The organism is Saccharothrix australiensis, from assembly GCF_003634935.1.
In the GTDB taxonomy this organism is placed as follows: Bacteria; Actinomycetota; Actinomycetes; order Mycobacteriales; family Pseudonocardiaceae; genus Actinosynnema; species Actinosynnema australiense.
Genome location: NZ_RBXO01000001.1, coordinates 64,646 through 91,569 on the forward strand (window position 1 = coordinate 64,646; position 26,924 = coordinate 91,569).

Sequence of the window (26,924 nt, forward strand, 5' to 3'; positions counted from 1 at the left end):
AAACGGGCTGGCGGGAGCGCCGCCCGGTCTCCAGGGTGGGACCATGCGGATGTTGGTGCTGGGCGGGACGGTCTTCCTCGGCAAGGCGGTCGCCGCCGAGGCGGTGCGGCGGGGGCACGAGGTCCTGTGCGCGGCGCGCGGCGAGTCCGGGCGGGTGCCCGACGGGGCCGCGCACGTCGCCGTCGACCGCGACCGCGGGTTGGGCGCGCTGGCCGACGAGTCGTTCGACGCCGTGGTCGACCTGGCCACCATGTCCGTGACCTGGGTCCGCGAGGCCGTCCGCACGCTGCGCGCGGGCCACTGGACGTTCGTCTCCACCTGCTCCGTCTACGCCGACCACTCGACGCCGGGCGCCCGCCAGACGCTGCCGCCGCTGGAGGACGAGCCCGGCGCGCCGAACACGCCCGAGCGGTACGGGTCGGTGAAGGTCGCCAGCGAGAACGCCGTCCACGAGGTCCGCGGCGACGACGCGTTCATCGTCCGCGCCGGGCTGATCACCGGTCCGGGGGACAAGAGTGACCGGTTCGGGTACTGGGCGAACCGGCTCTCCCGCGGCGGGCGGGTGGCGGTGCCGGACACGCCGGACCAGCCCGCCCAGCACGTCGACGTCCGGGACCTGGCCGCGTGGATCGTCGACTCCGCCGAGAACCGGAACACCGGCACGTTCGACGCGATCGGCCCGGCCAACCCGCTCAGCCTGGTGCTCGGCGAGATCGCGGGCGCGGTCGCGCCGCAGGGCACGGAACTGGTGCGCATCCCGGAGCCCGTCCTGCACGAGCACGGCGTCGCGCCGTGGTCCGGTCCGCGCAGCCTGCCGCTGTGGCTGCCCGACTCGCACCGCTGCCTGATGTTCCGGGACGCGGGCCCCGCGCTGTCCGCCGGCCTGCGCCCCCGGCCGACGGCCGAGACCGCGCTCGACTCCCTGGAGTACGAGCGCGCCCTCGGCCTCGACCGCCCGCGCCGCGCCGGCCTGCCCGCGGCCGACGAGGCCGCCCTGCTCACAGCAGCGGGTTGACCTCCGCCGCGACCAGGTCGATCCGCACGCCCTGGTTGGGGCAGCCGCCCCAGTGGTGCAGGCCGACCACCCGGTGCGTCCGCCGCGACAGCACCGGCGAGCCGGACGAGCCGCCCTCGGTGTCGCAGCGGTAGGCGATGTCGGACTGCGGCGAGTCGCCGTCGACGCGCACGCCCGACACCGTGCAGTAGCCGCCGGCGTTCTGGTCGTCGTGCAGGGACACCTTCTTCGGCTTCCCGGACGGGTGGCCGACGACGTACATCTCCTCGCCGACGTCGGGCACCCGCTCGTCGAGCGCCAGGTGGCCGAACGGGGCGAGCTTGTCGAAGTCCGTGACGCTGAACAGCGTGTAGTCCAGCGCGGTGCTGGTCTTGAGCACCGACGACACCAGCACCTTGGTGACGGTCCCGGTCGTGGTGCCACCGCAGGTGTCGCACTGGTAGTCGAACCACACCTCGATGCCCGCGCCGCTGGTGAAGCAGTGGTTGTTGGTGAGCATCCGGTTGTTCGGGCCGACCCGCCACGCCGTGCACAGCGAGCGGCCGTTGCGCAGGAGCCTGGCGACCGCCCCGGTGCGGCCGAACTCCCCGGGGTTGCTCGTCCGGTAGCAGACGGCGTCGCGGTAGTCGTTCGCGCCGCAGATGCTCCTCGGTGCGCGCTCGGCCGCCGCGGCCGACTCCGCCGGGGTGTGGCCGCGGGTGATCCGGTCGACCCGCACGCGGGACCCGGGGTGCGGCCGGCCGCCGTCCCGACCGGTCAGCGCCACCGCGGCGCGGTCGCCCGTGACGGACATCGCCCAGAACCCGGTCCCGTCGACGGACGCCGTGCCGGAGGCGCGCACGTCCGCCTCGTAGCGGTAGGTCTCCGCACCGGTGGGGTCGGCGACGGTGAGGACGTCGCCACCCACCAGCCGCAGGTCCGTGAAGTGGATCTTGACGTACCAGGAGCCGGGTCGCTCGACCGCGCCGGCCGGGGCCGACCCGTCGAGGGCGACCGACACGACCTCCTCCTCGCCGACCTGCCGGGGCTGCCCGGCGTGGCCGGTCGGCGGGGTCGGCGCGGGGTCCGCGGCGCTTGCGGTTCCCGTCAACACGGGTACAACGAGCAGGGCGGCGGCGAGGAGGCGCAGGGTGCTCCGCACGGGTTCACCTCACGGTGTGCGCAGGTATGGTGACACCTGGTGAGCCTGTCGGAGCCGCCCCGTCGTGTCTGCCGCCGAACGTCGGCACATCGCAACGGAAGGACCAGGGATGCGGATCGTCCACTTCGGACACTCGTGCGTGCTCGTGGACACCGGGACGGCCCGGCTGCTGTTCGACCCCGGCGCGTGGTCGACCGGGTTCGAGGGGGTGACGGGGCTGGACGCGGTCCTGGTGACCCACCTGCACCCCGACCACCTGGACGTGGACCGCCTGCCCGACCTGCTCGCCGCCAACCCGGGAGCCGCGTTCTACTCCGCCGAGGAGCGGCACGGCGCGACGCCCGCCCGGCCGGGCGACGTGCTGGACGTCGCCGGCGCCCGCGTGCACGTGGTCGACGCGCCGCACGGGCAGATCCACCGCGCGGTCGAGGTGCCGGTCAACGTCGGCTACCTGGTCGACCACGGCGCGTTCTACCACCCCGGCGACTCGCTGACCGTGCCGGAGCAGCGCGTCGACGTGCTGGGCCTGCCCACGGCCGCGCCGTGGATGAAGCTCTCCGAGACGGCCGACTTCCTGGCGGCCGTCCACCCGCGGGTCGCCGTCCCGATCCACGAGGCGGTGCTGGCCCGCACCGACCTGTACTACCGCCTCCTGGCGGCCACCGCGCCGGAGGGCGTGGAGCTGAGGGTGCTGCCGCGCGGCGAGTCGGCCGAGCTGTAGGTGGCGGGCTCGGCGGCGTGGTGCAGCGCGAGGTCGACGGACTCCAGCAGCACGTCCCGCACGCCGATCCGCGCCAGGTCGGCGGCGTCCACGCCGATCCGCACGAACCCGCCGCGCCGCGCCGCCCGGCCCACGCCGAGCAGGTAGTTCCAGTGCTCGGTGACCATCCGCACGCGGCCCGCGCGCACGTCGCCGGTGCGCAGGTCGCGCACGCCCGCCATGTCCGCGCACACCCCGAACCGGTGCTTGCGCAGCGCGACCAGCGTGCCGGGTGACGCCAGCCAGCCCGGCGGCGCGAACACGTCGGTGGCGAGGTCCAGCCGGTGCAGCGCGCCCCGCGCCGCGACCAGCCGCAGCCCGGCCTCGTGCGCGGGCAGCGCCGAGAACTCCGCGCGCCTGCGCAGCGGCACCGCGCGGCGGCACGGGTCGGCGCTGTGGTCGAACCCGTGCAGCACCAGCACGTCACGGCCGCGCACGCGCGAGCGGACCCAGTCCAGGGCCTCGCCCGCGACGGCCTTGCGCGGCGCGAGGAGCAGCGACAGCGGCACGCGCCGGCGGTCCAGCTCGGCGGCCAGGTCGGCGCACCGGGCGAGGGTGCCTGGCCCGATGCCGGACAGCGAGACCACGAGGGTGGCGACCATGTGACCCAGTGCGCCGCACGGGCGTGTCATCGGCCTGACCGCCAGGTGACGGGCCGTGACCGATCGCGCGAACTGTTGCGCCCAGGGGCCACCGAGCCGCGACCCGCACCCGCCGAGCCACCGGCCGCCCGACGGCCCCGGCCCCGGCCGCCCCGACCGCCCCGACCGCGGGCGCGCTACCGGATCCAGTCCGCGAACGACAGCCCCGTGATCCGCTCGTAAGCCTCGACGTACCGCGCACGGGTCGCGGCCACCACGTCCGCGGGCAGCGGCGGTGGCGGCGCGTCGGACGTCCGGTCCCACCCCGACGCCTCGGACGTCAGCCAGTCGCGCACGAACTGCTTGTCGAACGACGGCTGCACCCGCCCCGGCGCGTACCCCTCGGCCGGCCAGTAGCGCGACGAGTCCGGCGTCAGCACCTCGTCGCCCAGCACCAGCGCGCCGCTCCCGTCGACGCCGAACTCGAACTTGGTGTCCGCCAGGAGCAGGCCCCGCGACCGCGCGAAGTCCCGCGCCATCCCGTAGACGGCCAGCGTCGCGTCCCGCAGCCGGCCGGCGAGTTCCGGACCGACCTGCGCCGCGACCTGGTCGAACGAGACGTTCTCGTCGTGCTCGCCCAGCGCGGCCTTGGTCGCGGGCGTGAAGATCGGCTCCGGCAGCTCCGACGCCTCGACCAGGCCCGCCGGCAGCGGCACGCCGCACACCGCGCCCGACGCCCGGTACTCGACCATGCCCGAGCCGGTCAGGTAGCCGCGCGCGACGCACTCCACCGGCGCCATCGCCAGCCGGCGCACCAGCAGCGCCCGGCCGCGCACCTCCGCCGGGATGCGCGGGTCGTCCCAGGCCACGAGGTGGTTCGGCACCACGCCCGCCGTCTTCTCGAACCAGAACACGCTCATCGCGGTGAGCACGCGGCCCTTGTCCGGGATCCCGGTGGACAGCACGTGGTCGAACGCGGAGATCCGGTCCGAAGCGACGAGCAGCAGCAACTCGTCGTCCACCGCGTAGAGGCGGCGGACCTTGCCTGCGGCGACCTGCGGGTAGTCAGCGAGCTTGGGCACGGGCGGAAGCCTACTTCGTCCCGGACCGTGGGCAGCCCTTCCCACCTGCGGCAAGATTCCTCACATGCGCGTACCTGCCCTGCTACTCACCGTGACCGCGTTCGCCGCGGTCGCCTGCGCCCCCGCCGACCAGGCGCCGTCCGGGCCGACGGCGGTCGACGGCGTCGCCTGCTCGAAGGACAAGCTGCCCACCCTGACGCCGGGCAAGATCACCTTCGGCACGGACCAGCCGGCCTACTCGCCGTGGTTCGTGGACGACGACCCGACCAACGGCAAGGGGTTCGAGTCCGCCGTCGCCTACGCGGTCGCCGGTGAACTCGGCTACGCCAAGGCCGACGTGGTGTGGACGCGGGTGCCGTTCAACGCGGCCGTCCAGCCCGGCAAGAAGACCTACGACGCCGACATCAACGAGTTCTCCATCACCGAGGAGCGCAAGCAGGCCGTCGACTTCTCCGCGCCGTACTACGACGTGGACCAGGCGGTGATCACGCTGAAGACGGCCAAGGCCGCGGCGGCGAAGTCGCTGGCCGACCTGCGGTCGGTGAAGATCGGCGCGCAGGTCGGCACCACGTCGTTCCAGGCCGCCGAGCGCCTGTCCACCGAGCAGGACGTGGCCGTCTACAACACCAACGACGACGCCAAGGCCGCCCTGCGGGCCGGGCAGATCGACGCGCTGGTGGTCGACCTGCCGACGGCGTTCCAGATCACGTCGGCCGAGTTCGCGGACGGCCACATCGTCGGCCAGATCCCCGGCGGCGACGGCCGTCCCGAGCAGTTCGGGATCGTGCTGGACAAGGGCAGCGCCCTGACCGGGTGCGTGTCCAACGCCGTCGAGGCGCTGCGCTCGAAGGGCACGCTCGGGAAGCTGGAGCAGGAGTGGCTGTCGTCGGCGGGCACCGCACCCGAACTCAGGTGAGGATCAGCGAGCTACAGCGGGAACGCCTGGCCTACCAGCGTTCCCGCTCGCGGCGGTCCACCCTGGTCGCGCTGCTGTCGACCGCGGTGTTCGCCGTCGTCGGCTACCTCACCGTCACCAGCGCGCCGGGCTGGCCCCGCGTGCGCGAGGCGTTCTTCGACGTCGACACGGCGTGGCGCGCGCTGCCCGCCGTGCTGGAGGGGCTCTGGCTGAACCTGCGGGTGCTGGTCGTGTGCGGCGTCCTGATCCTGGTGCTGGCGCTCGGCGTGGCGGCGGTGCGCACGCTGCGCGGCCCGGTCTGGTTCCCGCTGCGCGTGCTGGCCACGGCGTACGTCGACGTGTTCCGCGGCCTGCCGCTGATCATCCTGCTGTACCTGGTGGGTTTCGGCCTGCCCGCGCTGCGGCTGTCCGGCGTGCCCAACGACTACGTCGTCCTGGGCGGCGCCGCCCTGGTGCTGGGTTACACGGCGTACGTGGCCGAGGTGTTCCGGGCCGGCATCGAGTCGGTGCACCCGTCCCAGGTGGCGGCGGCCAGGTCGCTCGGCCTGGACCCGCGCCGGACGATGCGGCTGGTCGTGCTGCCGCAGGCGGTGCGGCGGGTGCTGCCCGCCCTGCTCAACGACTTCGTGTCGCTCCAGAAGGACTGCGGCCTGATCTCCGTGCTGGGCGCGGTGGACGCGGTGCGGGCCGCGCAGATCGAGCAGGCGAAGTCGTTCAACTTCACCCCGTACGTGGTGGCGGGGCTGCTGTTCGTGCTGCTCGCGGTGCCGTCGGCGCGGTTCGCCGACGCCGCGGCCAGGCGCGCCGAGCGCAGGCAGGGCGCCCGGTGACCGCGCCGGTGCTGCGCGTGCGCGGCCTGGTCAAGCGGTACGGCGGCAACACCGTGCTGGCCGGGGTCGACCTCGACGTGCGCGAGCACGAGGTGGTGGCGCTGATCGGCTCGTCGGGCTCGGGCAAGTCGACCCTGCTGCGCTGCGTGAACCTGCTGGAGGAGCTGGACGACGGGCAGGTCCTGCTGGACGGCGAGGACGTGTCCGACCCGCGCGTGGACGCCGACGTGGCGCGCCGCGGCATGGGCATCGTCTTCCAGTCGTTCAACCTGTTCCCGCACATGAACGTGCTGGACAACATCACCCTCGCGCCGCGCGTGGTGCACGGCGTCCCGCGCGCCGAGGCCGAGCGGCGGGCGGTGGAGCTGCTGGACCGCGTCGGGTTGGCCGACCGCGCCGACAGCTACCCGGACCGCCTGTCCGGCGGCCAGCAGCAGCGGGTGGCGATCGCGCGGGCCCTCGCGTACTCGCCGCGGCTGCTGCTGCTGGACGAGATCACCAGCGCGCTGGACCCGGAGCTGGTCGGCGAGGTGCTGTCGCTGGTGCGGGAGCTGGCCGACGCCGGGCGCACCATCCTGATGGCCACCCACGAGATGGGGTTCGCCCGCCAGGTGGCCGACCGGGTGTGCTTCCTGGACGGGGGTCGCCTGATCGAGTCGGGACCACCCGATCGGGTGTTCGGCGCGCCGGAGCACGAGCGGACCAGGCAGTTCCTGCGGCGGATCGTCGAGGCGGGCCGCCTCTGACCCCTCCGGCGCTTGGGCATCCGCGGCGGGGGCCCTTACCCTGGCTCCCCGTGACGCCTCGGAAGGCAATCCGGGCACCCGCCGCGCTGGCCGCGGCGGGCGTCGGGCTCGGGCTGCTGCTGGGCGCGTGCGGCGAGCAGCGGGCGGCGCCCACCCCGGCTCCCACGACCGGCGGCCCGACGACGTCCACGTCCCGGTCGGTGCCCGCCGTGGCGTCGATCTCGGTGCGCCCGCTGCCCACCACGGAGACGACGACGACCGTCGAGCCGACGACCGGGGAACCGCCGCCGCCACCGCCACCGGAGCCGCCGCCCGCCACCGGGCAGCCGACCACGGCGGAGCCGACGACGACGTGGGTGGAGCCCACCCCGCCGGCCGACGACGAGGTGGCGTTGCGCGGCTTCCCGTGCGAGGAGGAGGGCGCGACCGCCGTCGACCCCGCCGGGCGTCCCCTGGTGTGCGCGAAGACGCGGCGGGGCCTGCTCCTCTGGCGGCGGGCCTGAGCCGACCGGGCGCGTCCGGTCGCGCCGACCCGGACCGCGCGGCCCCGGGGGCGCACGGCCGGGATCACACCGACGGGGCCGCGCCGACGGTACCGCGCGGCCCGTCCCGCGTCGGTTAGAGGATCGGCTCCGGCGCGTACCCCGCCGCGGCCGGGTACTTCGCCAGCACGTCCTCGACCCGCGCGACGACCGCGGCGACCTGCTCGCCGGCCACGCCGGTGAACGACAGCCGGTCGTCCAGCAACGCGGTCAACCCGGCCCGGTTGAGCGGGATCCGCTCGTCGGCGGCCAGGCGGTCCAGCAGGTCGTTGTCCGCGCCCCGCTCCCGCATGGCCAGCGCGACGGCGACCGCGTTCTCCTTGATCGCCTCGTGCGCCGCCTCCCGGCCGACGCCCTGGCGCACCGCCGCCATCAGCACCTTCGTCGTGGCCAGGAACGGCAGGTAGCGGTCCAGCTCGCGCGCGACGACCGCCGGGTACGCGCCGAACTCGTCCAGCACGGTCAGGAACGTCTCCAGCAGCCCGTCGAGCGCGAAGAACGCGTCCGGCAGCGCCACCCGCCGCACCACCGAGCAGGAGACGTCGCCCTCGTTCCACTGGTCGCCCGCCAGCTCGCCGACCATCGACAGGTAGCCGCGCAGGATGACGGCGAACCCGTTCACCCGCTCGCACGACCGGGTGTTCATCTTGTGCGGCATGGCGCTGGACCCGACCTGGCCGGGCTGGAAGCCCTCGGTCACCAGCTCGTGGCCCGCCATCAGCCGGATCGTCTTGGCCAGGCTCGACGGCCCGGCGGCGACCTGCACCAGGCACGACAGCACGTCGAAGTCCAGCGAGCGCGGGTACACCTGCCCGACGCTGGTCAGCACCTGCTCGAACCCGAGGTGGCCGGCGACGGAGCGCTCCAGCTCGGCCAGCTTCGCGTGGTCGCCGCCGAGCAGGTCCAGCATGTCCTGGGCCGTGCCGACCGGGCCCTTGATCCCGCGCAGCGGGTACCGGGCGACCAGCTCGTCCAGCCGCCGGAACGCGACCAGCACCTCGTCGGCCGCCGACGCGAACCGCTTGCCCAGCGTGGTCGCCTGCGCGGCGACGTTGTGCGAGCGCCCGGCCATCACCAGGTCGGTGTGCTCGGCGGCGAGCCGGGCCAGCCGGGCCAGCACCGCCGCCACCTTGCCCCGCACGTGCTCCAGCGACCGCAGCACCTGGAGCTGCTCGACGTTCTCGGTCAGGTCGCGCGACGTCATGCCCTTGTGGACGTGCTCGTGGCCGGCGAGCGCGTTGAACTCCTCGATCCGCGCCTTCACGTCGTGCCGGGTGACGCGTTCCCGCTCGGCGATGGAGGCCAGGTCGACCCGGTCCACCACCCGCTCGTAGTCGTCGACGGCCCCGGCCGGCACGGCGACGCCCAGCTCCGACTGGGCCCGCAGGACCGCGAGCCACAGCTGCCGCTCCAGCACGATCTTGTGCTCGGCGGACCACAGCGTGGCCAGCTCGGTGGAGGCGTAGCGACCTGCGAGGACGTTGGCGATGCGCGGCTTGCTCGTCACCGGGCCAGGATAGTCGGCCCGGACGCGGCCCCCGCCGCGCGGCGACGGCGGCCGGGCGGGGGGTGGGCGGCGGGCGCGGCTGCCGTGCCGCGCCCGCCGACCTGGAGGGGGGATCAGGACGCGGCGAGGTTCGGGTCGGTGGCCAACGTCGCCAGCTGCTCGGCGGTCACGGGCAGCGAGTCGCGCACCTGCCCGCCGCCGATCGGGTCGTAGTTGTAGCCGCTGACCTGGACCACCACCCCGTTCGCCCGGAAGTGGGCCACCGAGAAGGTGACCAAATCGTGGTCGGGGCTGCTGGACGTGGCGAACTCCAGGTAGGTGCCGTCGGGCTGCCGCCGGGGCGCGTCGCACCGCACGCCCGCGCAGAAGTTGTCGCGGGTGATCAGCAGGGGCGGGCCGCTCAGCTGGACCCACACGCCGCTGCTGCCCTGCTCGTCGACGAAGTGCACGAACCCGGTGACGTGGCCGGGCTGGCCCTTCAGGGAGTCGGTGAAGTCCGCTTCCACCTTCATCGCACCCGGCACGACCTGCGGGAACCGGTCCATGAGGTAGGCGCCCAGGTACTTGGCGCGCTCCAGGGTCGTGACCGGTGGGGGCGTCACGACGGGTGCGGCCGACGGCGCGGCCGACGTCGTCGTCAGCACCTGGCCCAGCGCGTCGACGTCGTGGCCGCGGTGCGGCGCGAGGGCGTTGGGCAGCGACAGCACCGTGGCGGTCAGCACGGCGGTCACCACGCCCACCGCCACCAGCGCGCGCCGCCGCTTCCGGGCCAGCCTGGCCCGCTGGATGAGGGCGTCCGCGTCGAACCGGAGGGGCGGTTCGTCGGCGACCACCGCGCGCAGGCCCTTCCGCAGGTCCTCCTCGCTCATGACGCCACCACCGCCCCCTTGTCCAACTCCTCCACCGCCGCCCGCAGCGCCACCAGGCCACGCGCGGTCTGGCTCTTGACCGTCCCCTCGGTGCACCCCATCGCCACGGCGACCTCGCTGACCGGCAGGTCCTCGAAGTAGCGCAGCACGAGCACCGCGCGCTGGCGGGGCGGCACCCGCAGCAGCGCCGCCTGCACCAGGTCGCGGGCCCACAGCCGGTCGCCCGCCGACGCGGGGTCGGCCGACGAGTCCGCCACGTCGGGCACCTCGCCGTCGCGCTGCTCCACCCGCCGCCACGGCCGGCGCTTCTCGTCCAGCCACGTCCGCAACAGCACCTTGCGCGCGTACGCCGAGGGGTGCTCGCGCCACTCCACCCGGTGCCACGCCTGGTAGAGCTTGAGCAGGCTGGCCTGCATCAGGTCCTCGGCGGTGTGCCAGTCGCCGCAGAACAGATAGGCCGTGCGCCGCAACGTCGCGGCGTGACCCACCGCGAAGTCGCGGAACGCCTGCTCGTCGGCCCCGCGCATACCAACCCCCTCCGGCACCCTCCACCCACTACACGCGGGCGGGGTCAGCGGGGTTGCATCGCCTTGGCGAGCATCCGGCGGGCCGCCGCGCGGGGGTCGGGGCTGATCTCCAGGAGGGCGTTGACCACGGAGCCGTCGACGAGGGCGATCAGCTCCTGCACCCGCTCCCGGTCGACCGGCCGGCCGGCGCGCCCGAAGATGTCGACCAGCAGGCCGTGCAGCTGGCCGCTGAGCCGGCGCATCACCGGCCGCAGGTAGGGCCGCCGGCCGGTCGCGACGAGCCGTTCGTAGCGCAGCAGCACGGCCTCCGCGTCGCGGTCGCCCGCGGGCGGACCGAGCAGGAGGTCCAGGACGAGGTCGATGAACGCGTCGCCGCCGCACTCGCCGGGGTCCAGCTCGGCCAGGCGGGCCTTGCCGTACGCCAGCTCGGTGTCCCCGTGGAACTCCAGCGCGGCGGTGATCAGCTCGTCGAGCGAGTCGAAGTAGTAGGTGGTGGAGGCCAGCGGCAGCCCCGCGCGCTCGGCGACCGCGCGGTGCCGCACCGCGTCGAAACCGCCGTCGACCAGCAGGCCCGCGGCGGCTTCGACGAGCGCCTGCCTGCGGCGCTCGCCCTTCGGCGTTGCGGCTGTCATTGGGGGGAAGGTACTAGGCGGGCGGCCCGGCGCGGACCCGATCGGGCGCCTCGGCGCCGCGACGGCGCCGGGCGCACGCCGCACCGGGGCCGGTGGTACCGGGGGACCGTCGCGCGCGGCACGGGCACTAGTGGCCGCCACCGGCCAGGTTGAGGCCGATCACGCCGCTGACGATCAGCCCGAGTGACACGAGCTTCAGCGTCGACACGCCGTCGCCGAGCCACACCATGCCGATCACGGCGGTGAGCGCCGCCCCGATGCCGGTCCACACGGCGTACGCCGGACCGGCGGGCAACTGCTTCATCGCCCAGGCCAGACCCGCGAAGCTGATCAGCGCGAACACGGCGAACGCGACCGTCCACCACAACCTGCTGAAGCCGTCGGACAGCTTCAGCGCGACCGCCCAACCGGCCTCGAAGAAGCCGGACACGATGAGCACGGCCCACGCCACGACAACCACCTCCAGAATCTGGCACGAGCGTACCAATTTACTGGTACACCCGTTCCAGAATGAGGCGGGGATCTCCACCGCGCAGCGCGGTGACCCGCCCGGACGGGGGGTGGGGCAAGCGCTCAGAGGCGGGACGCGACCCGCTCGGCCAGGCCCGGCAGCTCCGCCTCGAACGGCCCGGAGGTCGCGCCCTGCGCGGGCTCGCTCAGCAGGTGCACCGTGCCCGCGCCGCTGCGCGCCGGGCCGCGGGACTCGGCCACCGCGGTGGACGCCGGGGCGCCCTCGCCGGGCGGCACCAGCACCACCGACACCAGCCCCGTCACCCCGCGGTCGTCGCGCACCAGGTAGGCCGCGCCGCGCGCGCCGGACGGGCAGTTCGCCACCGCGTGGGAGGGCTGGAGCCCTTCGGCGGCCGGGAGCTCGTCGGCGAGGGCGACGGCGAGCTCCCGGTCCACCTCCTGGCACCCGGAGGCGCCACCGGTCGTCGGACGACCGGTTGTCCCCGAGGTTCCGTCCCCCTGCGTAGACGGGTCCTCGGGGATGCTCTCGGGCGGCTGCCCGCCGCTGGGCACGACCTCGGCGCGCTGCTCGCCCTCCCGCGGCTCGGGAACCGCGAACGGGGTGAGGTTAGGGGACTCGGGCGGCTGAGCGGAACCCGCAGAGGTCGTGTTCCCGTGGTCCGGCCGTCCCAACAGGTCGGCGGACACCAGCGCGCCGCCGAACACCAGCACCGCGGCGAGGGTGGACCCGAGCGCGACGCGCGACCGCCGCCGCGCGGTCGCCCGCGCCGACGCCGACCGGACGTTGCCCACGTCGAAGGACGCGGGCGGCGCGTCACCGGCCGCGGCGCGGAACAGCTCCGCGATCCTGCGCTCGTCCACCTACCCCCACCTACCCTTCACGACGCGGGCCGCAGGTCGTCCAGCGCGTCGCCCAACGCCTCGCGCAGCGCCTCCAGCCCGCGCGACGTCTGGCTCTTCACCGTGCCCTCGGAACACCCGAGCGCCTCGGCCGCGGCCGACACGTCCAAGCCCTCCAGGAACCGCAGCACGAGCACCGCCCGCTGCCGGGGCGGCACCCGCTTCAAACCCGCGACCAGGGCCTCGCGCGTCGCCACCGAGTCGGCGACCTCCCCGTCGTGCGCCGGCGTCTCCGGGACCTCGTCCACGAAGCGCTCCCGCCGCCAGGGCCGCCGCGACTCGTCGATCACCGCGCGCACCAGGGTCCGGCGGACGTAGGCGTCCAGGGCCTGCTTGTCCCGGACCTTCCGCCACCGGCGGTGCAACGCGACGAACGCGGTCTGCGCGAGGTCGTCCGCCCGGTGCCAGTCGCCACAGAGCAGGAACGCCGTTCGGCGCACGGCCTCCCGGCGAGCTGCGAAGTACTCCGCGAACTCCTGCTCGTCGCGCTGATCCACGCGGACTCTCTCCGCTCGTCGTGCTTGCACCTACCGGACGTAAGCGGGCCGCCCCGCGGTTGCACGACCGCGGTCCGAGACTTGCGTCACCCTCCCATCGTGGTACGCCCGGCACGGCCGGGTCAGGGCTTGCCGCGTGTGATGTGATCCATTCGTGACCCTGCACGCGCCCCTGGACTTCCGATCCGACACCGTCACGCGCCCGGACCAGGACATGCGCCTGGCCATGTCGGGCGCCGAAGTGGCCGATGACGTGCTCGAACACGACCCGACGATGCGCGCGCTGGAGGAGCGCGTCGCCGACCTGCTCGGCGTGGAGGCCGCGCTGTGGGTGCCGTCCGGCTCGATGGGCAACCTCATCGCGCTCACCGTGCACCTGCGCCCCGGCGACCGGTTCCTGGCCGCGCGCGGCGCGCACGTCCTGGACAACGAACTCGGCACGGCCGCGTGGATCGCGGGCGGGATGCCGCACGCCCTGGAGTGGGACGCGCCCGGCCGGTTCTCCGCGGAGGCCGTGCGCGCGGAGGCAGGCGCGGACGGGCCCTACTACACGCTGCGCACGACGCTGTTGTGCCTGGAGAACACCCACAACTCCGCCGGCGGGACCGTGACGCCGCCCGACGAGCACGCGCTGCTGGTGTCCGCCGCCAGGGAGACCGGCCTGCGCGTCCACCTCGACGGCGCGCGGCTGTGGAACGCGGCCGTGGCGCTGGGCCTGCCGCCCGCGGCGCTCACCGTCGGCGTCGACACCGTGCAGGTGTGCCTGAGCAAGGGCCTGGGCGCGCCCGTCGGGTCCGTCGTGGCCGGTTCGGCGGCGTTCGTGGCCGAGGCGCGGCGGGTGCGGAAGATGCTCGGCGGCGGCGTGCGGCAGGGCGGGGTGCTGGCGGCGGCCGGGCTGGTCGGCCTGGACCGGATCGACGACCTCGCCGCCGACCACGCGAACGCGAAGGCGCTGGCCAAGGGCCTCGGCGAGCTGGGCTGGCAGGTGACCGAGCCGGAGACGAACATCGTGCTGGCGGGCGTGCCCGACCTGGAGGTCACGCTCACCGGCCTGCGGCACCTCGGCGTCTACGCCGGGCCGATGGGCGGTCGGGTGCGGTTCGTGCTGCACCGGGACGTGAACGCGGCGGACGTGGCCGAGGCGCTGCGGCGCATCCAGTCGGTCAGCTCGTGACCCGCCGGGTGGTGTTCGACCACGCCGGGTGAGCAGCGAGCCGGTGTCGACGCCGGGCGACCTCGCGGCGCGGCCGGGCGTGCCGGGGACCGGTTCACGGCCGCCCACCGGGGCGCGGGCCGACTACGGCCGCGGGCTGCCCGACCTGGCGTTCCGGCGGTCGGTGGCCCGCGCGGTGGGCGTGCCGCGCCCGAGGTCGCCGGGCCGCGGTCAGCGGGAGCGGTCGACGCCCTTGCGGCCGCTGCTCTTGATCGCGCCGTACGCCGCGGTGGCGAGGAACAGCACGCCGCCGACGACCGCGAGCCAGAACAGGCCCTTGACCACCGCGCCCACCAGGGACAGCACCAGCCAGGCGGCGAGCAACCACAGGATTATCTTGACCATGTCCCTCCAACGCACGGCGTGACGTGCGGGTTCCGGCTCAGAGCCACGCCTTCAGCCGGCGCAGCGCCTCGCCCAGGTCGTCCGCCGACCCGGCGAAGGACAGGCGGACGAACTCGTGCCCCCGCACGGGGTCGAAGTCGACGCCCGGCACGATCGCCACGCCCGTCTCGTCGAGGAGCCGGCGGCAGAACGCCATCGAGTCGCCGGTGAGGTGCGACACGTCGGCGTAGGCGTAGAACGCGCCCTCGGCCGGCGCCACCCGGTCGACGCCGAGGTCCCGGAGGCCGGCCAGCAGGAGGTCCCGGTTGCGGCGGTAGCCGTCGACGAGCCGCGCCGCGTGGGCGTACGAAGCCGGCTCGAACGCCGCGACCGCCGCGTGCTGCGCGAGCGCGGGCGGGCAGAGCGTGAAGTTGCCGGTCAGGCGGTCGACCGCGCGGCGGAGCGCGGGCGGCAGGAGCATCCAGCCGAGCCGCCAACCGGTCATCGCGAACGCCTTGGAGAACGAGTTGACCACGACGGCGTCCCGCGAGGTCTCCCAGGCGCCGGCGAGCGGCGTGCCGTAGCCGGTGCCGTGGTAGATCTCGTCGCTGACCAGGCGTGCGCCGCGCTCGGCGCACCACTCGGCGAGGCCGGCCAGCTCGTGCGGGCGGAGCACCGTGCCGGTCGGGTTCGCCGGGCTGGCCACCACCAGGCCGGCGAGCGGGCCCGCCTCGTCCAGCATGTCGACGGTGGGCTGGAACCGGGTGTCCGGGCCGCACGGCAGCTCGACCACCTCGCAGCCCAGGGCGCGCAGGATGTTCCGGTAGGCGGGGTAGCCGGGCCGCGCGAGGGCCACCCGGTCGCCCGCGTCGAAGGCCGCCAGGAACGCCAACAGGAACGCGCCGGACGAGCCGGTCGTGACCACCACGTCGTCCGGCGTGACGGCCAACCCGTACTGCCGCTCGTAGTGGCCGGCCAGCGCCGCGCGCAGCTCCGCGGTGCCCAGCTGCTCGGTGTAGCCCAGCGGCTGCTCCCGCAGCGCCCGCTCGGCGGCGCGCAGCACCGGCTCCGGCGCCGGACCGGCCGGCTGGCCGGCGGCGAGCGACACCACGTCGCCGTGCGTCCGCTGCCGGCGCGCGGCGGCGGACACGATCTCCATGACGTGGAACGGCGGCACGTCGGCCCGCGCGGCGACACCCGGCATGGGCACAGGCTAGTAGCCCTGGTAGCCGCCACCGCCCGCCATCGACTTCAGGCCGGGGTGCCCCTCGAACCCGCCGTACCGGGAGAACGTGTAGCGGACGCCCGCGATGATGTTGTCGACCGGGTTCCAGATGTCGTCGTGGCCGGGCAGCTTGTGCGCCTGGAACGTGGGGTCGATGCACTGCATCAGGCCCTTGGACGGGGTGCCCTTGGCGGCGTTGGAGTCCCAGTCGTTGAGCGCGTGCGGGTTGCCGCCGGACTCCTTCTCGATGATCGTCCAGATCTCGTCGATGTTCTCCTCGGTCACCGGGATGCCGTTGGCCTGGAGGATCCTGATCGCCTCGCGGATCCACTGCTCGACGTTGCCGGGCGGCGGGCCGCTGCTCGGCGGGCCGCCGCTGGGCCCGAGGCCGCCCATGCCGCCACCACCGCCCCCGCCGACGCCACCGCCACCCGAGCCGCCACCGGAGCCGCCTGAGCCTCCTGAGCCGCCGCCGGGACCACCGCCCTGGGAGCCGCCCGCGGCGGGCGGCTGCGTCGGCTGCGGCTCCGCCGACGACGGCTTGGTCTCCGGCTCGGGCGTCGGGTTCCAGCTGATCGGCCGGCCGGGCGCGGGCACGAACGCCTGCGTGCCGGGGTCGGGCATGGTCGAGAACGCGGGCGTGATCGAGCCCGCGCGGCCCTTCAGCGCGCCCAGCGCCGTGCCCAGCGCCTGGTCGGCCTGCTCGATCACCGGCTGGGCGTCACCCGCGGCCTCCCCGCACAGGAGGCGGATCCCGTTGTCCACGTCCGCCTGCGACGTGCCCTGGCTCTGCTCGCGCAGCCGGCGCACGCGGGAGAGCAGCGTCTCGCAGATGCGCGTCACCGAGGACTTCGCCGATTCCAGCGCCGCCGCCGCCGAGTCGAGGTCGCCCGCCGCCCCGTCCAGCGCGTCGTGGAGGGCGTTGCCGCCCTTGGTGAACTCGGCCATGTAGGCGACGAACCCGTCGGCGGACCCGCCCTCCCACGCGCCGTCCAACCGCCCCACGGACTGCTGGACCGCGTTGCCCGACTCGGCGCACTTGGCGGCGGCCTGCCGCCACCGGTTCGCGATCTCCCGCACCGCCTCCGGCCGGGCCTTCTCCACCTTGCCCGCGAGCTCCGCCAACGCCTGCCCGCCGGGCAGGCCCGCGACCTCGTCCACCGCGCTCATCCGCTCACACCGCCCGGAACGAGGCCGCGTTCGCGCCCTCGGTGTCGACGACCGCGCCCTGGACCGCGTCCAGCGCCCGCTCCACCTTGCCCAGCAGCGATTCGGCCGCCGCGAACTCCGTGCCCGCCTTGCCGTCGAGTTCGCCGGCGGCCGAGGAAAGCCCGCCCGAATTCGCCAGCGTGCCGAATATGCCCGGATCGGTGTAAAGCCCGGAGAACCCGTCACCCACCGCGCCGAATTGCCCCGCCTGAGCGCTCACCGCGCTCCGGCACTGCTCCATCGCCTCGGCGTTGAACTTCGCGACCGCCATTCCCCGGATACTAGGGTTTCCGGCCGCCGCGCACCCCCGTAACGGGCGGATCGCGACCGCGCCCACCGCTAGATCTCCTGGACCAGTTCCCACACGCACGAGGCGAGCCGGGCGTTGTCGATCGGGGTGATGGTGCTCCAGCTCCGGCCGTCCGAGCTGGGCCGCACCTGGTGCAGGTAGCGGCCGGACGGCGTGTCGTGCCACGCCACCACGCGGTCGGCCCGCGCCGGGGAACCGCCGGGCCGGGCGCGCTCCGCGCCGAACTGGCCGCGGGTGCCCATGCCGTCGCACATGCCGGCCAGCTCCTGCGCGTCGCTCAGCGGCAACCCGCGCCGCTCCAGCGCCAGCACCAGCTTCTCGGCGTCCCGGCCCGCCTCGTCCGAGGCGGCGCGCAGCACGTCGTTGGGCAGGCTGATCGACCGGCCGTAGCCGGCGGGCATCTCGCCCGTGACGGACACCGCCGCCTCGGCCAGCGCGCTCGCCCGCGACTCGATCAGCCACACCTCGTCGCCGTCGACGACGGCCAGCACCGCCGCCTCGCCGACCGCCGCCGCCAACCCCTTGATCTTGCGCCGGTCGACCCAGATCCAGAGGTCGACGGCGACGTGCGGGTTGGCCAGCAGGGCGAAGGAGTCCGCCAGCTCCGGCGCCAGTCGCCGCCCGGACGCGAGGCCGCGCTGCTCCAGCGAACCCCACGCCCGGTCGACGAACACCGCCCGTTCCGCGTGCGTGACACCGGGGCTGGGCACGTCCAGCGCGACGTTGCGCCTGCTGAGCCGTTCGGCCTCCCACGCGACGTCGAACTCGAGCGTGGACAGGACTACGGTGCCCGCCGCGGTCACTTGCGCTCTGGCTCGTCGCCGATGACGGACTGCACGACCATCCGCTCGTCGCCGAAGACGTCGTCGGAGTCCACCCCGTACTTGCGGATGTGCTCGCCGTCCTCCTCGCCCTCGCCGTTCTTGGCGGTGGCGGCGGGGTGCAGCATCGAGCCGGCGGCGCCCGCCTTGCCGGTCGCCGCCGCGCCGGACGCGCCGGGCCGCGCGGGCACCCGCTCGTCCGGGTCGATGGCGCCGATGGTGGCGGAGACGCCCGCCTTGCCGGACAGCGGCGCCGCGCCGGGCAGGGCCACGCCCTTCACCGGCGCGCCCGGTGCCTTGCCGCCGCCGCCCGCGGCGCGCGGCGCGTCACCGGCCGGCTTGCCGCCGGGCCCGGTGGGCGTGTTCCGGACGACCTTCCCGCCGCGCGCGGCGCCCGCCGCGAGCCCCAGCGACGTCCCGGCCGCCAACCCGAGCCCGAGCCCGAGGCCCAGGTTCGAGGGACCCGCCTTGGCGGGCAGCACCGGACCGACGCCCGGCGCGGTGACGGGGTTCGGCACACCCGGCCCGATGCCGGTCGTGCCGCCACCCGGCAGCTGCGGCGCCGGGCCGACCGGGCCGCCGGGCAGGTGCCCCGGCACGCCGCCGCCGAGCGGGCTGCCCGCCACGCCTGCGGGCAGGCCGCCGGGCACGCTGCCCGGCACACCGCCGCCGACCGTCGGCACGCCGCCGCCGAACTGCTGCACGTGGGCGACCGGCGTGCTGACCGCGCCGGAGGTCGTGGTGACGTCGAAGCTCGACGGCTTCGTCATGCCCTGGTACTGGCCCAGCGAGTCGCGGCTGGCCTCGACGTACTGGTCGAACCCGCGGATCACCTGCTCGCGGGCGGCCTGCGTGGCCTTGACCTCCTTGGCGTGGTCCGTCTCGTACCCGAAGAACCCGCCCGCGTCGTCCCAGAAGCTGGTCTCGGTGTCGCCGCGCAACTTCTGCGACTCGGGCATCCCGTTCCGGGAGTGGCTGTAGGTCGCGCCCTGGACGGCGGTCGTCTGCGAGTTCTGCTGCCCGGCCTCGGTGCCCGAGGTGGCGACGTCGGCCGAGACCGTGACGGCCTTGCCGGAGTTCTCACCCGCCGCGCCCTGCCAGTCGATGCCGAGCTTCTTGAGCTGCTCGCGCAGGGTGCTGTCCACGGTGTCGAGGCTGGCCGCCAGCGAGCGCAGCGCGTGCGAGGCGTCGCTGAAGCGCTGGGCGGCGTCGCTGCTGGTGAACCGGTCCAGCAACTGCGCGAGCGCGCCGTTGTCGTATCCCTCGAACCGGTGATCCTTGAGCTGCTTGAAGTCGGTCACGACTTCCCCCTCACTTCAAGGTCTGCAAGGTCGCGAGCGCCACCTCGGTGGCCTGCTCGGCTTTCTGGCACATCTGGGCCTGGTCGAAGTCCCGGTTGTTCGGGAGGAACTGCACGTAGAGCTGCTCGCCGTCCGCCACGTCGACCGCGTAGAAGCAGTCGGTGCGCGTCGTGCCGGCGAAGTTGACCTGCACCGCCGGGAAGCCCGAGACCTTCGCCGGGTTCACGTCGAGGTTGCCCGACTCGTCCCAGTACCCGTACCCCTCCGGCACCAGCGAGACGTTGTACTCGAACGAGGGCAGCACGCCGGGCCCCGTCCGGAAGCTGCACGAAGGCGCGGGCTTGCCCTTGACCACCTCGGTCGGGCGGTTATCGGTCCTCGAAGTGCCCCACTCCTTGCGCTTCGCCTCCGGCAACAACGCACACGGGTCCACGCCGGAGAGCTTCAGCTCCTTCGGCCGGGCTTCCCTGGGCGCGCTCGACTTGGTAGTCGTGGTTCCGGTGGTGCCGGTCGGCGGCTCGGGGGTCGGAGTACCCGGCTCGTTCCCGCAACCGGCCAGGAGGACGGCGGCGAGGACGGCGAGCGCCGCGGGCTTAGCGAGCCGCACCGGCTGCCCCGAACGCCGCTTCGATCTCGCTCTCGGTGAACCCGTACTGCTCGGCCGCGGCGCGCAACTGGGAGACCAGCCCGTTCAAGCTGTTGACGTACGCGTTGACGCGCTCGGCGTACGACTCGGGGCTGTCCACCAACCGGTCGTTCCACGCGATGGCGATGTCCCGGTTGACCTCGTCCAAACCGTCGACCTTGATGCGCAGGCCGATCAGCGCATCCCCGTACGCGCGCTTCAGCTCCCAGATCTGTTCCTCGACGACCTTGGCGGCCTGGAGGACCGTGTCCCTGGACACGCTGAACTTCTGACCCGCGCCCGGCGAGTTGGTCACGGTGTCCGTGAGGTGCTTCTCCGCCGCGAACATGTCGCCGACCGCGCGCCCGATGGCACCACCCACGCCGGCGACGGCTCCCAGTAGGCCGTTCTCCTCTGCCACGACGCCCATCCCCCGTACGGTCGGTAACGGATTGGTCCCGGTTCGCAGGCTACCAACGCCCGCGTGAACCGCGTCCGAGGTTGGACGAACTCAGGGGCGGGCCGGTTCCGCCCTCGCCCGGATGTCGCAAGCACGGGTGGTGTGGATCACCCGATGTCGGGACGTCCGGACGGGTGCCCGGCGCCGGGCGCCCGTCCGGGCGGCTCACACCTCGATCTCGCCGTTCGCCGCGCGCAGCGCGATGTCCGTCCGGTGGTGTGAGCCGGTCAGGTGGACGCCCGCCACCCGCCGGTACGCGTCGTCCCGCGCCTCGCCCAGGGACGCGCCGGTGCCCACGACGGACAGGACGCGGCCACCGGTCGACACCACCGCGCCGTCCTCCCGCCGCCGGGTGCCCGCGTGCAGCACGCCCTCCGCGTCACCGCCGGTGATGACGTCACCGGTCCGGGGCCGGCCGGGGTAACCCTCGGCGGCCACCACCACGGTCACCGCGTACCCGTCCGACCACTCCAGCGGCTCGGCGGACGCCAGCGCCCCGTTCGCCGCCGCCAGGAACAGGCCCGCCAACGGCGTCCGCAGCAGGGCCACGACCGCCTGCGTCTCCGGGTCGCCGAACCGGCAGTTGAACTCGATGACCTGCGGCCCCGACGACGTCAGGGCGAGGCCCGCGTACAGCAGGCCGGTGAACGGCGTACCGCGCGCGGCCAGCTCGTCCACCACCGGCTGCACGCACGTCGACACGATCGTGTCCACCAGGTCGGGCGGCGCCCACGGCAGCGGCGCGTACGCGCCCATGCCGCCCGTGTTCGGCCCGGAGTCGTTGTCACCCACCCGCTTGAAGTCCTGCGCGGGCAGCAGCGGCACCACCGCGGCACCGTCCACCAGGCAGAACAGCGACACCTCCGGACCGTCCAGGAAGGACTCCAGCAGCACGGGGTGGCCGTTGTCGAGCAGCGTCATCGCGTGGGCGCGGGCCACCGCGCGGTCGGACGTGACCACCACGCCCTTGCCCGCCGCCAGCCCGTCGTCCTTCACGACCCACCGGGGGCCGAAGTGGGTCAGGGCCGCGTCCAGCCGGGCCGGGTTGTCCACCACCTCGGACGTGGCCGTCGGCACGCCCGCGGCGGCCATGACGTCCTTCGCGAACGCCTTGGAGCCCTCGATGCGGGCCGCCGCGGCGGACGGGCCGAAGCAGGGGATGCCCGCGTCGCGCACGGCGTCCGCCGCGCCCGCCACCAGGGGCTGCTCCGGCCCGACCACGACGAGGTCGGCGTTCCACTCCTTGGCCAGCGCGGCGACCGACTCGCGGTCGCCGACGTCGACCCCGCGGATCTCCGCCAGTCCCGCGATCCCGGCGTTGCCGGGCGCGCAGGCCAGCGCGGTCACCGCGGGGTCGCGCGACAGCGCGAGGACAAGGGCATGTTCACGGGCGCCAGACCCGATGACCAGGACACGCACGGGGGGAGCCTAGATGACCGAGCCGGTCATCCGCCGAACGCGTCCAGCGAACCGGCGTGCAGCGGCACCGGGTCGGTCAGCGCGGCCTTCTCCTTCAGGATGTCCTTCACCGCCGGGTGGATCTTCTCCAGCTCGGCCTTCTTGTCGAACAGCAGCCTGGTGATGGCGCACGCGTCACCGGCCGGGAAGTCGGACCGCACCAGCAGGACGTTCGGCACGACGACGGTCGGCACGTCGGCGGGTTGGCCGTAGGTGGCGGCCGGGATCGTGCCCCGGTCGTAGACCGGGTTCAGCTCCTTCAGCTCCGGCAGCAGCGGCGTGACGTCGATGAACTTGACCTGGTCGCGCAGCGACGTCGTGAGGTCGGTGAGCTGCGCGGTCGGCAGGCCGCCGGACCACACGAGCCCGTCGAGGCTGCCGTCCTTCATGCCGTCGGCGGTCTTCGCGAGGTCGAGCCGCTGCGCCGAGACGTCCTTCTCCGGGTCCAGGCCGGCGGCGGTGAGCAGCCGGTTGGCGATGACCTCGGTGCCGGACTTGGGCGACCCGGTCGAGATCCGCTTGCCCCTCATGTCGGCGATCGAGTCGATCCCGCTGGACGTCCGCACCAGGACCTGCGTGTAATTCGGGTACAGGCGGGTCAGCGCGCGCACCTGCTGCGGCGCGCCCTCGAACGCGCCCTTGCCGTTCACCGCGTCGGCGGCGGTGTCGGCCAGCGAGAACGCCACGTCGTAGTCGTCGGCGACCAGCTGCTGGATGTTCTGCACGGACGCGCCGGTCTCGGCGGCGGTCGCCTTCAGCTTCGTGTTGTCGCTGATCAGCTTGGCCAGCCCGCCGCCGACGACGTAGTACACGCCGCCCGAGTTGCCGGTCGCGATGGTGATCCGCCCGTCGGCGGCCTCACAGCCCGCGCCGGACCCGGTGTCGGTCGCGGCCCGCTTCCCGCCACAGCCCGCCGCGACCAGCGCGACCGCGAGCACGGCGACCGGGACCACCTTCCAGCTACGCATCTTGTTCCCTTCCCCGCGAGAAGACCTTCGGCAAGAGCACGTGCACGGCGACCGCCACCGCCAGCAGCCCCAGGCCGACGGCGACGGCGACCGGTTGCAGGTGGAGCAGGGCGACGGCGGCGAGCAGGCACAGCACCCGCTCCGGCCACCGCGCCGGACCGAACAGCCACCCGCCGGTGAGCGCGGCGAGCGCCGCCACCCCCACCGCCGACGCGGCGAACACCCACAGCGAGTCGACGAGCGACGACCGCAGCAGCAGGGCCGAACCGTGGTCGGTGAGCACGAACGCGAGCGGCACGAGGAACGCGGGCAGCGTGTACTTCCAGGTGCGCCACATCGTCTTCAGCACGTCGCCGCCGGTGATGGCCGCCGCGGCGACAGCGGCGAGCGCGGTCGGCGGCGTCACCTCGGACAGCACGGCGTAGTAGAAGATGAACATCGCCGTCTCCTCCCGCGCCACGCCGAGTTCGACCAGCGCGGGCCCGATCACGACCCACGAGATGATGAACGACGCGGTGACCGGCACGGCGAGCCCGAGCACGCTCACGGCGACCGCCGCCAGCACCACCGTCACGAACAGGACGACGGCGGGGTCCGACGACACGAACCCGGCGACGTCGACCAGCGCGGAGGCCAACTCCTGCCCCAGGCCGGTCTTGGTGATGGTGGAGGTGATCACGCCGGCCGCCGCGCACACGGCGACGACCGGCAACGCGCTCCGCGCGCCGGAGGACAGCGACTCCGCCATCGCCCGCGCCCAGCCGCGCACGTCACCGCGCCGCGCCACGAGCGCGAACACCGCCGCGACCCCCGTCGCGTACACCACGGCCGAGTACACCGGGATGTCCAGCGCCAGGAACACGACGATCACGCCGAGCGACAGGAAGTGGTACCCGCCGCGCTTGAGCAGCGCCCAGGGGCTCGGCGCGTCGATCTCGACGGGCGCGGCCCCGAACCGACGGGCGTCGACCTCGACCGCCAGCGCGATGCCCAGGTAGTAGAGCAGGGTGGGCAGGATCGCCCAGATCAGCACCTGGAGGTAGGAGGTCTCCAGGTACTCGGCGATGATGAACGCCGCCGCGCCCAGCGTCGGCGGCGACAGGATCGCGCCGATCCCCGACGCGGCCAGCAACCCGCCCGCGCTCTCCTTGGGGTAGCCGGCCTTCTTCAGCATGGGCCAGGTGACGGCGCCCAACGACACCGTCGTGGCCGTGCCCGACCCGGACACCGTGCCCAGCAGGAACCCGGCCGTGGCGGCCGTGCGACCGGGCGCGGTGCGGGACTTCCGGAACGCCGAGAAACTGATGTCCACGAAGAACGCCCCGGCCCCGGACGCGTTCAACACGGAACCGTAGATCGTGAACAGCACGATGTAGGTGGCGGCCACGTCCAACGGCGTGCCGTAAAAACCGGTGGCGTCGTTGTAGAAACCGTTGATGATCTGCCCGAAGTCCACCCCCGCGTGCGAAATGGACCACGACGGCGGCAGGTAACCGCCGTAATAGGCGAACGCGACGAACACCAGGCACACCACCGGCAACACCCACCCGGTGGTCCGCCGGCAAGCCTCCAGCACGACCAGCAGCAACACCGTCCCCGCCACCACGTCGAGCGCGGTCAACTGCCCCTGGCGGTCCAGGAACGCGTCGAACCCGCCGAACAGGGGATAGGCGCCCACCAGGAAAGCCACCCCGGCCAGCGCCCAGTCGACCGGCCCCGGGTCCTCCCGCCCGCCCCGCCGCCCGCGGTAGCAGAGGAACACCAGCGGCAGCGTCACGGCGAGGAAGATCACCAGGTAGTACTGACCACCCTCGCGGAACGGCCAGAAAACCTGCTTGAGCACCAGCAGCGCGATCCCGAGCCCGGCCACCCGGACGCCGTGCTCCCAACGCCGCGACAGGGCACGGGACGGCCGTTCCTCGTCATACTCGGCAATCAACCCGTCGACATCGGCCTGCGACTTGATCGACACGCGCACCCCTTCGTGTCGCGCCCGGAAAACCTGCGCCACCGAAGCTACTTGTGTCACCGGTCACAGCAATAGCCCGACCATCTAAAGGGACTGTAAAGACCCGTCACTCACACGCCCGGCCACTCACACCACCCGCCCATCCGGGTAACACCACCTCCACGACTCCCCCGGCTCGAACGAGCGCATCACCGGGTGCCCCGCCGAGTGGAAGTGCGCGGTGGCGTGCCGGCGCGGGCTGGAGTCGCAGCAGGCCACGTGCCCGCAGCTCAGGCACATCCGCAGGTGCGCCCAGTTGCGCTCGCCGGCGGCGAGGCAGTCCGCGCACCCGTCGACGGCGTCCGGGGTGACCGAGGCGGGCAGTTCGGCGAGGTGAGGACAGGTCATACCCGCCATCATCACGCAAGATGGCGCCATGCACGGACCGGAACTGCTGCTCCTCCTCGTCGGCGCCCTGCTGGTCACCGCCGTCGCCAAACGGCTGTCCGCCCCGGCGCCCCTCGTGCTCGTCGCGACGGGCCTGGCGGTCAGCTTCATTCCGGGCCTGCCCGAGTTCGCGCTGGAGCCGGAGCTGATCCTGGTGCTGGTCCTGCCGCCGCTGCTCTACTCGGCGGCCCTCGACAGCTCGTACCACAACATCCGGGCCAACCTTCGCCCGATCGGGTTGTTGGCGGTGGGCCTGGTGATCGCGACGACGGTCGGCGTCGGGTGGGTGGCGCATTTGGTGCTGCCGGAGCTGCCGCTCCCGGCGGCGCTCGTGCTGGGCGCGGTGGTCGCGCCGCCCGACGCCGTCGCCGCCGTGGCGATCGGGCGGCGGCTGAACCTCCCGCGCCGCACGATGACCCTGCTCACCGGCGAGAGCCTGATCAACGACGCCACCGCGCTCACCGTCTACAAGGTCGCCATCGCCGCCACCGTCGGCGCCACGGCCACCTGGGTCGACGGCGCGCGGACGTTCGCGCTCGGCGCGGGCGGCGGCGTGGTCGTCGGCCTGGCCCTCGGCGTCGCCGTGCGGTGGGTCCGGTCCCGGCTCGACGACGGCGTGATGGAGAGCGCCCTGGGGATGCTGGTGCCGTTCGGGGCGTACCTGTTCGCCGAGGAGCTGGGCTCGTCCGGCGTCCTGGCGGTGGTGGTGGCCGGCCTCTACATCGGGCACCACGCGCCGGAGGCGTCCTACTACACCCGCCTCCAGGACACCGCGGTGTGGCGGTCGGTGGACGTGCTGCTGGAGTCCCTGGTGTTCGCCCTGATCGGCCTCCAGCTGAAGAACATCGTGCTGGGCGTGGACGTCTCGACCGGCCTGGCCGCCGCGGCGGCCGTCGTGCTCGCGGCGACGATCGCGGTCCGGTTCCTGTGGATGTACCCGGCGGCCTACCTGCCGCGGCTGCTGTCGAGGCGCATCCGCGAGCGGGAGCCGGCACCCGGCTGGCGCGGCGTCACCGTGCTGTCGTGGGCCGGGATGCGCGGCGTGGTGTCGCTGGCCGCCGCCAGCGCGCTGCCGCTGGACCTGCCCGGCCGCGACGTGATCGTGTTCTGCGCGTTCGTGGTGACCGTCGGCACCCTCCTCGTCCAGGGGCTGACCCTGCCGTGGGTGATCCGGAAGCTCGGCGTCGAGGGCGACGAGGAGCGGGCGGACGCCCTGGCCGAGGCCCGGGTCCAGCACGCCGCCGCCCAAGCCGCGGTCGACCGCCTCGACGCGCTGGTCGACGAGGGCGACCGGACACCGGAGCACGTCGTGGAACGCCTGCGGGTCATGGCGCAGCACCGGGGCAACGCGGCGTGGGAGCGGCTGGGCCGCCAGGACGACGAGAGCCCCGCCGCGGCCTACCGCCGCCTGCGCCGCACCATGCTGGACGCCGAGCGGCAGGTCTTCGTGGCGGCGCGCGACGAGGGCCGGATCGACGACGAGGTGCTGTTCCGGGTGCTGCGCGAGCTGGACCTGGAGGAAGCGGCCATCTCCAGGGAATGACCCGCAGAACCGTCTGACCCACCACCCGTTCACCACGACGTGGCCCTCCCTTCACC

The 26,924-nt window shown here is 74.0% G+C and carries 30 protein-coding genes; 8 read left to right on the top strand and 22 right to left on the bottom strand.

Translation table 11 applies throughout. The features are described from left to right. Positions 1–43: 43 nt before the first annotated feature. Complete coding sequence (locus C8E97_RS00320) at positions 44–1,015, top strand: NAD-dependent epimerase/dehydratase family protein (RefSeq protein ID WP_121000514.1); 972 nt, start codon at positions 44–46, stop codon at positions 1,013–1,015. Here C8E97_RS00320 and C8E97_RS00325 read toward each other — a convergent pair. Further along, complete coding sequence (locus tag C8E97_RS00325) at positions 999–2,156, bottom strand: trypsin-like serine peptidase (protein ID WP_121000516.1); 1,158 nt, start codon at positions 2,154–2,156, stop codon at positions 999–1,001. The genes C8E97_RS00320 and C8E97_RS00325 overlap by 17 nt on opposite strands. Positions 2,157–2,265: 109 nt before the next feature. On the opposite strand from C8E97_RS00325, the gene C8E97_RS00330 reads away from it, so the two are divergent. After that, positions 2,266–2,877: an MBL fold metallo-hydrolase gene (locus C8E97_RS00330; protein ID WP_121000518.1), complete on the top strand. Its 612-nt coding sequence runs from the start codon at positions 2,266–2,268 to the stop codon at positions 2,875–2,877. Here C8E97_RS00330 and C8E97_RS00335 read toward each other — a convergent pair. Together C8E97_RS00335 and C8E97_RS00340 are read right to left on the bottom strand one after the other, a co-directional pair. After that, entirely contained in the window at positions 2,799–3,518 is a 720-nt protein-coding gene (locus C8E97_RS00335) for a DUF2334 domain-containing protein (protein ID WP_121000520.1), read from the bottom strand. The two genes, C8E97_RS00330 and C8E97_RS00335, sit on opposite strands and share 79 nt — an antisense overlap. A 176-nt stretch (positions 3,519–3,694) precedes the next feature. Then, positions 3,695–4,579 carry a phosphoribosylaminoimidazolesuccinocarboxamide synthase gene (locus C8E97_RS00340; protein WP_121000522.1) on the bottom strand — a complete coding sequence of 295 codons (885 nt, stop codon included), beginning with the start codon at positions 4,577–4,579 and terminating at the stop codon, positions 3,695–3,697. Positions 4,580–4,643: 64 nt separating this feature from the next. On the opposite strand from C8E97_RS00340, the gene C8E97_RS00345 reads away from it, so the two are divergent. Genes C8E97_RS00345 through C8E97_RS00360 form a run of 4 tightly spaced genes read left to right on the top strand, consistent with a single transcriptional unit; the run spans position 4,644 to position 7,574 of the window. Next, on the top strand, positions 4,644–5,495 hold the full coding sequence (locus C8E97_RS00345; RefSeq protein ID WP_121000524.1) for an ABC transporter substrate-binding protein: 852 nt from the start codon (positions 4,644–4,646) through the stop codon (positions 5,493–5,495). Further along, complete coding sequence (locus tag C8E97_RS00350; RefSeq protein WP_121000526.1) at positions 5,492–6,325, top strand: amino acid ABC transporter permease; 834 nt, start codon at positions 5,492–5,494, stop codon at positions 6,323–6,325. The genes C8E97_RS00345 and C8E97_RS00350 overlap by 4 nt, the downstream gene beginning before the upstream one ends. Continuing rightward, the gene (locus C8E97_RS00355) at positions 6,322–7,071 is read left to right on the top strand and encodes an amino acid ABC transporter ATP-binding protein (protein ID WP_121000528.1); all 750 of its coding nucleotides are present in this window, start codon (positions 6,322–6,324) and stop codon (positions 7,069–7,071) included. Before C8E97_RS00350 ends, C8E97_RS00355 begins: the two co-directional genes overlap by 4 nt. A 50-nt stretch (positions 7,072–7,121) precedes the next feature. Then, complete coding sequence (locus C8E97_RS00360; protein ID WP_121000530.1) at positions 7,122–7,574, top strand: hypothetical protein; 453 nt, start codon at positions 7,122–7,124, stop codon at positions 7,572–7,574. A gap of 115 nt (positions 7,575–7,689) precedes the next feature. Here the strand turns inward: C8E97_RS00360 and purB are convergent, their stop codons facing one another. From purB to C8E97_RS00395, 7 genes are all read right to left on the bottom strand, one after another. Further along, positions 7,690–9,120 (bottom strand): adenylosuccinate lyase, encoded by a 1,431-nt coding sequence (gene purB, locus C8E97_RS00365; protein ID WP_121000532.1) that lies wholly within the window; start codon positions 9,118–9,120, stop codon positions 7,690–7,692. 113 nt (positions 9,121–9,233) lie between these two features. Continuing rightward, complete coding sequence (locus C8E97_RS00370; RefSeq protein WP_121000534.1) at positions 9,234–9,989, bottom strand: hypothetical protein; 756 nt, start codon at positions 9,987–9,989, stop codon at positions 9,234–9,236. Next, complete coding sequence (locus C8E97_RS00375) at positions 9,986–10,516, bottom strand: RNA polymerase sigma factor (RefSeq protein ID WP_121000536.1); 531 nt, start codon at positions 10,514–10,516, stop codon at positions 9,986–9,988. The genes C8E97_RS00370 and C8E97_RS00375 overlap by 4 nt, the downstream gene beginning before the upstream one ends. A gap of 44 nt (positions 10,517–10,560) precedes the next feature. After that, on the bottom strand, positions 10,561–11,148 hold the full coding sequence (locus C8E97_RS00380; RefSeq protein WP_121000538.1) for a TetR/AcrR family transcriptional regulator: 588 nt from the start codon (positions 11,146–11,148) through the stop codon (positions 10,561–10,563). Between the two features lie 127 nt (positions 11,149–11,275). Beyond that, on the bottom strand, positions 11,276–11,599 hold the full coding sequence (locus C8E97_RS00385) for a DMT family transporter (RefSeq protein ID WP_121000540.1): 324 nt from the start codon (positions 11,597–11,599) through the stop codon (positions 11,276–11,278). Positions 11,600–11,721: 122 nt separating this feature from the next. After that, positions 11,722–12,480, bottom strand: coding sequence for a hypothetical protein (locus C8E97_RS00390; RefSeq protein WP_121000541.1), 759 nt, complete (start codon positions 12,478–12,480; stop codon positions 11,722–11,724). A gap of 17 nt (positions 12,481–12,497) precedes the next feature. Further along, positions 12,498–13,016, bottom strand: coding sequence for a SigE family RNA polymerase sigma factor (locus tag C8E97_RS00395; protein WP_121000542.1), 519 nt, complete (start codon positions 13,014–13,016; stop codon positions 12,498–12,500). Between the two features lie 154 nt (positions 13,017–13,170). Between C8E97_RS00395 and C8E97_RS00400 the strand changes: the two genes are divergently transcribed. Further along, the gene (locus C8E97_RS00400; RefSeq protein WP_121000544.1) at positions 13,171–14,190 is read left to right on the top strand and encodes a threonine aldolase family protein; all 1,020 of its coding nucleotides are present in this window, start codon (positions 13,171–13,173) and stop codon (positions 14,188–14,190) included. Positions 14,191–14,400: 210 nt separating this feature from the next. Here the strand turns inward: C8E97_RS00400 and C8E97_RS34200 are convergent, their stop codons facing one another. From C8E97_RS34200 to C8E97_RS00455, 12 genes are all read right to left on the bottom strand, one after another. Next, a complete protein-coding gene (locus C8E97_RS34200; protein ID WP_170211550.1) occupies positions 14,401–14,574 on the bottom strand; it encodes a hypothetical protein in 174 nt (57 codons plus the stop codon). 37 nt (positions 14,575–14,611) lie between these two features. After that, positions 14,612–15,757 (bottom strand): pyridoxal phosphate-dependent aminotransferase, encoded by a 1,146-nt coding sequence (locus C8E97_RS00405; RefSeq protein WP_121010474.1) that lies wholly within the window; start codon positions 15,755–15,757, stop codon positions 14,612–14,614. A gap of 9 nt (positions 15,758–15,766) precedes the next feature. Continuing rightward, on the bottom strand, positions 15,767–16,948 hold the full coding sequence (locus C8E97_RS00410) for a transglycosylase SLT domain-containing protein (protein ID WP_121000546.1): 1,182 nt from the start codon (positions 16,946–16,948) through the stop codon (positions 15,767–15,769). 4 nt (positions 16,949–16,952) lie between these two features. Then, positions 16,953–17,258: a hypothetical protein gene (locus C8E97_RS00415; RefSeq protein WP_121000548.1), complete on the bottom strand. Its 306-nt coding sequence runs from the start codon at positions 17,256–17,258 to the stop codon at positions 16,953–16,955. 68 nt (positions 17,259–17,326) lie between these two features. Then, positions 17,327–18,100: an ESX secretion-associated protein EspG gene (locus C8E97_RS00420; protein WP_121000550.1), complete on the bottom strand. Its 774-nt coding sequence runs from the start codon at positions 18,098–18,100 to the stop codon at positions 17,327–17,329. Continuing rightward, positions 18,097–19,419, bottom strand: coding sequence for a hypothetical protein (locus C8E97_RS00425; RefSeq protein WP_121000552.1), 1,323 nt, complete (start codon positions 19,417–19,419; stop codon positions 18,097–18,099). Before C8E97_RS00425 ends, C8E97_RS00420 begins: the two co-directional genes overlap by 4 nt. Positions 19,420–19,429: 10 nt before the next feature. After that, a complete protein-coding gene (locus tag C8E97_RS00430; protein ID WP_121000554.1) occupies positions 19,430–20,026 on the bottom strand; it encodes a DUF3558 domain-containing protein in 597 nt (198 codons plus the stop codon). After that, positions 20,013–20,474, bottom strand: coding sequence for a hypothetical protein (locus C8E97_RS00435; RefSeq protein ID WP_147454965.1), 462 nt, complete (start codon positions 20,472–20,474; stop codon positions 20,013–20,015). Before C8E97_RS00435 ends, C8E97_RS00430 begins: the two co-directional genes overlap by 14 nt. A 195-nt stretch (positions 20,475–20,669) precedes the next feature. Beyond that, a complete protein-coding gene (gene purD / locus C8E97_RS00440) occupies positions 20,670–21,923 on the bottom strand; it encodes a phosphoribosylamine--glycine ligase (protein WP_121000558.1) in 1,254 nt (417 codons plus the stop codon). 26 nt (positions 21,924–21,949) lie between these two features. Next, positions 21,950–22,930, bottom strand: a complete 981-nt coding sequence (locus C8E97_RS00445; protein WP_121000560.1) for a TAXI family TRAP transporter solute-binding subunit — start codon at positions 22,928–22,930, stop codon at positions 21,950–21,952. Beyond that, the gene (locus C8E97_RS00450) at positions 22,923–24,902 is read right to left on the bottom strand and encodes a TRAP transporter permease (protein WP_121010477.1); all 1,980 of its coding nucleotides are present in this window, start codon (positions 24,900–24,902) and stop codon (positions 22,923–22,925) included. The genes C8E97_RS00445 and C8E97_RS00450 overlap by 8 nt, the downstream gene beginning before the upstream one ends. Before the next feature lie 123 nt (positions 24,903–25,025). Further along, a complete protein-coding gene (locus C8E97_RS00455) occupies positions 25,026–25,286 on the bottom strand; it encodes a UBP-type zinc finger domain-containing protein (protein WP_425470439.1) in 261 nt (86 codons plus the stop codon). Between the two features lie 28 nt (positions 25,287–25,314). Between C8E97_RS00455 and C8E97_RS00460 the strand changes: the two genes are divergently transcribed. Then, positions 25,315–26,868, top strand: coding sequence for a Na+/H+ antiporter (locus C8E97_RS00460; RefSeq protein ID WP_121000564.1), 1,554 nt, complete (start codon positions 25,315–25,317; stop codon positions 26,866–26,868). Positions 26,869–26,924 lie beyond the last annotated feature (56 nt).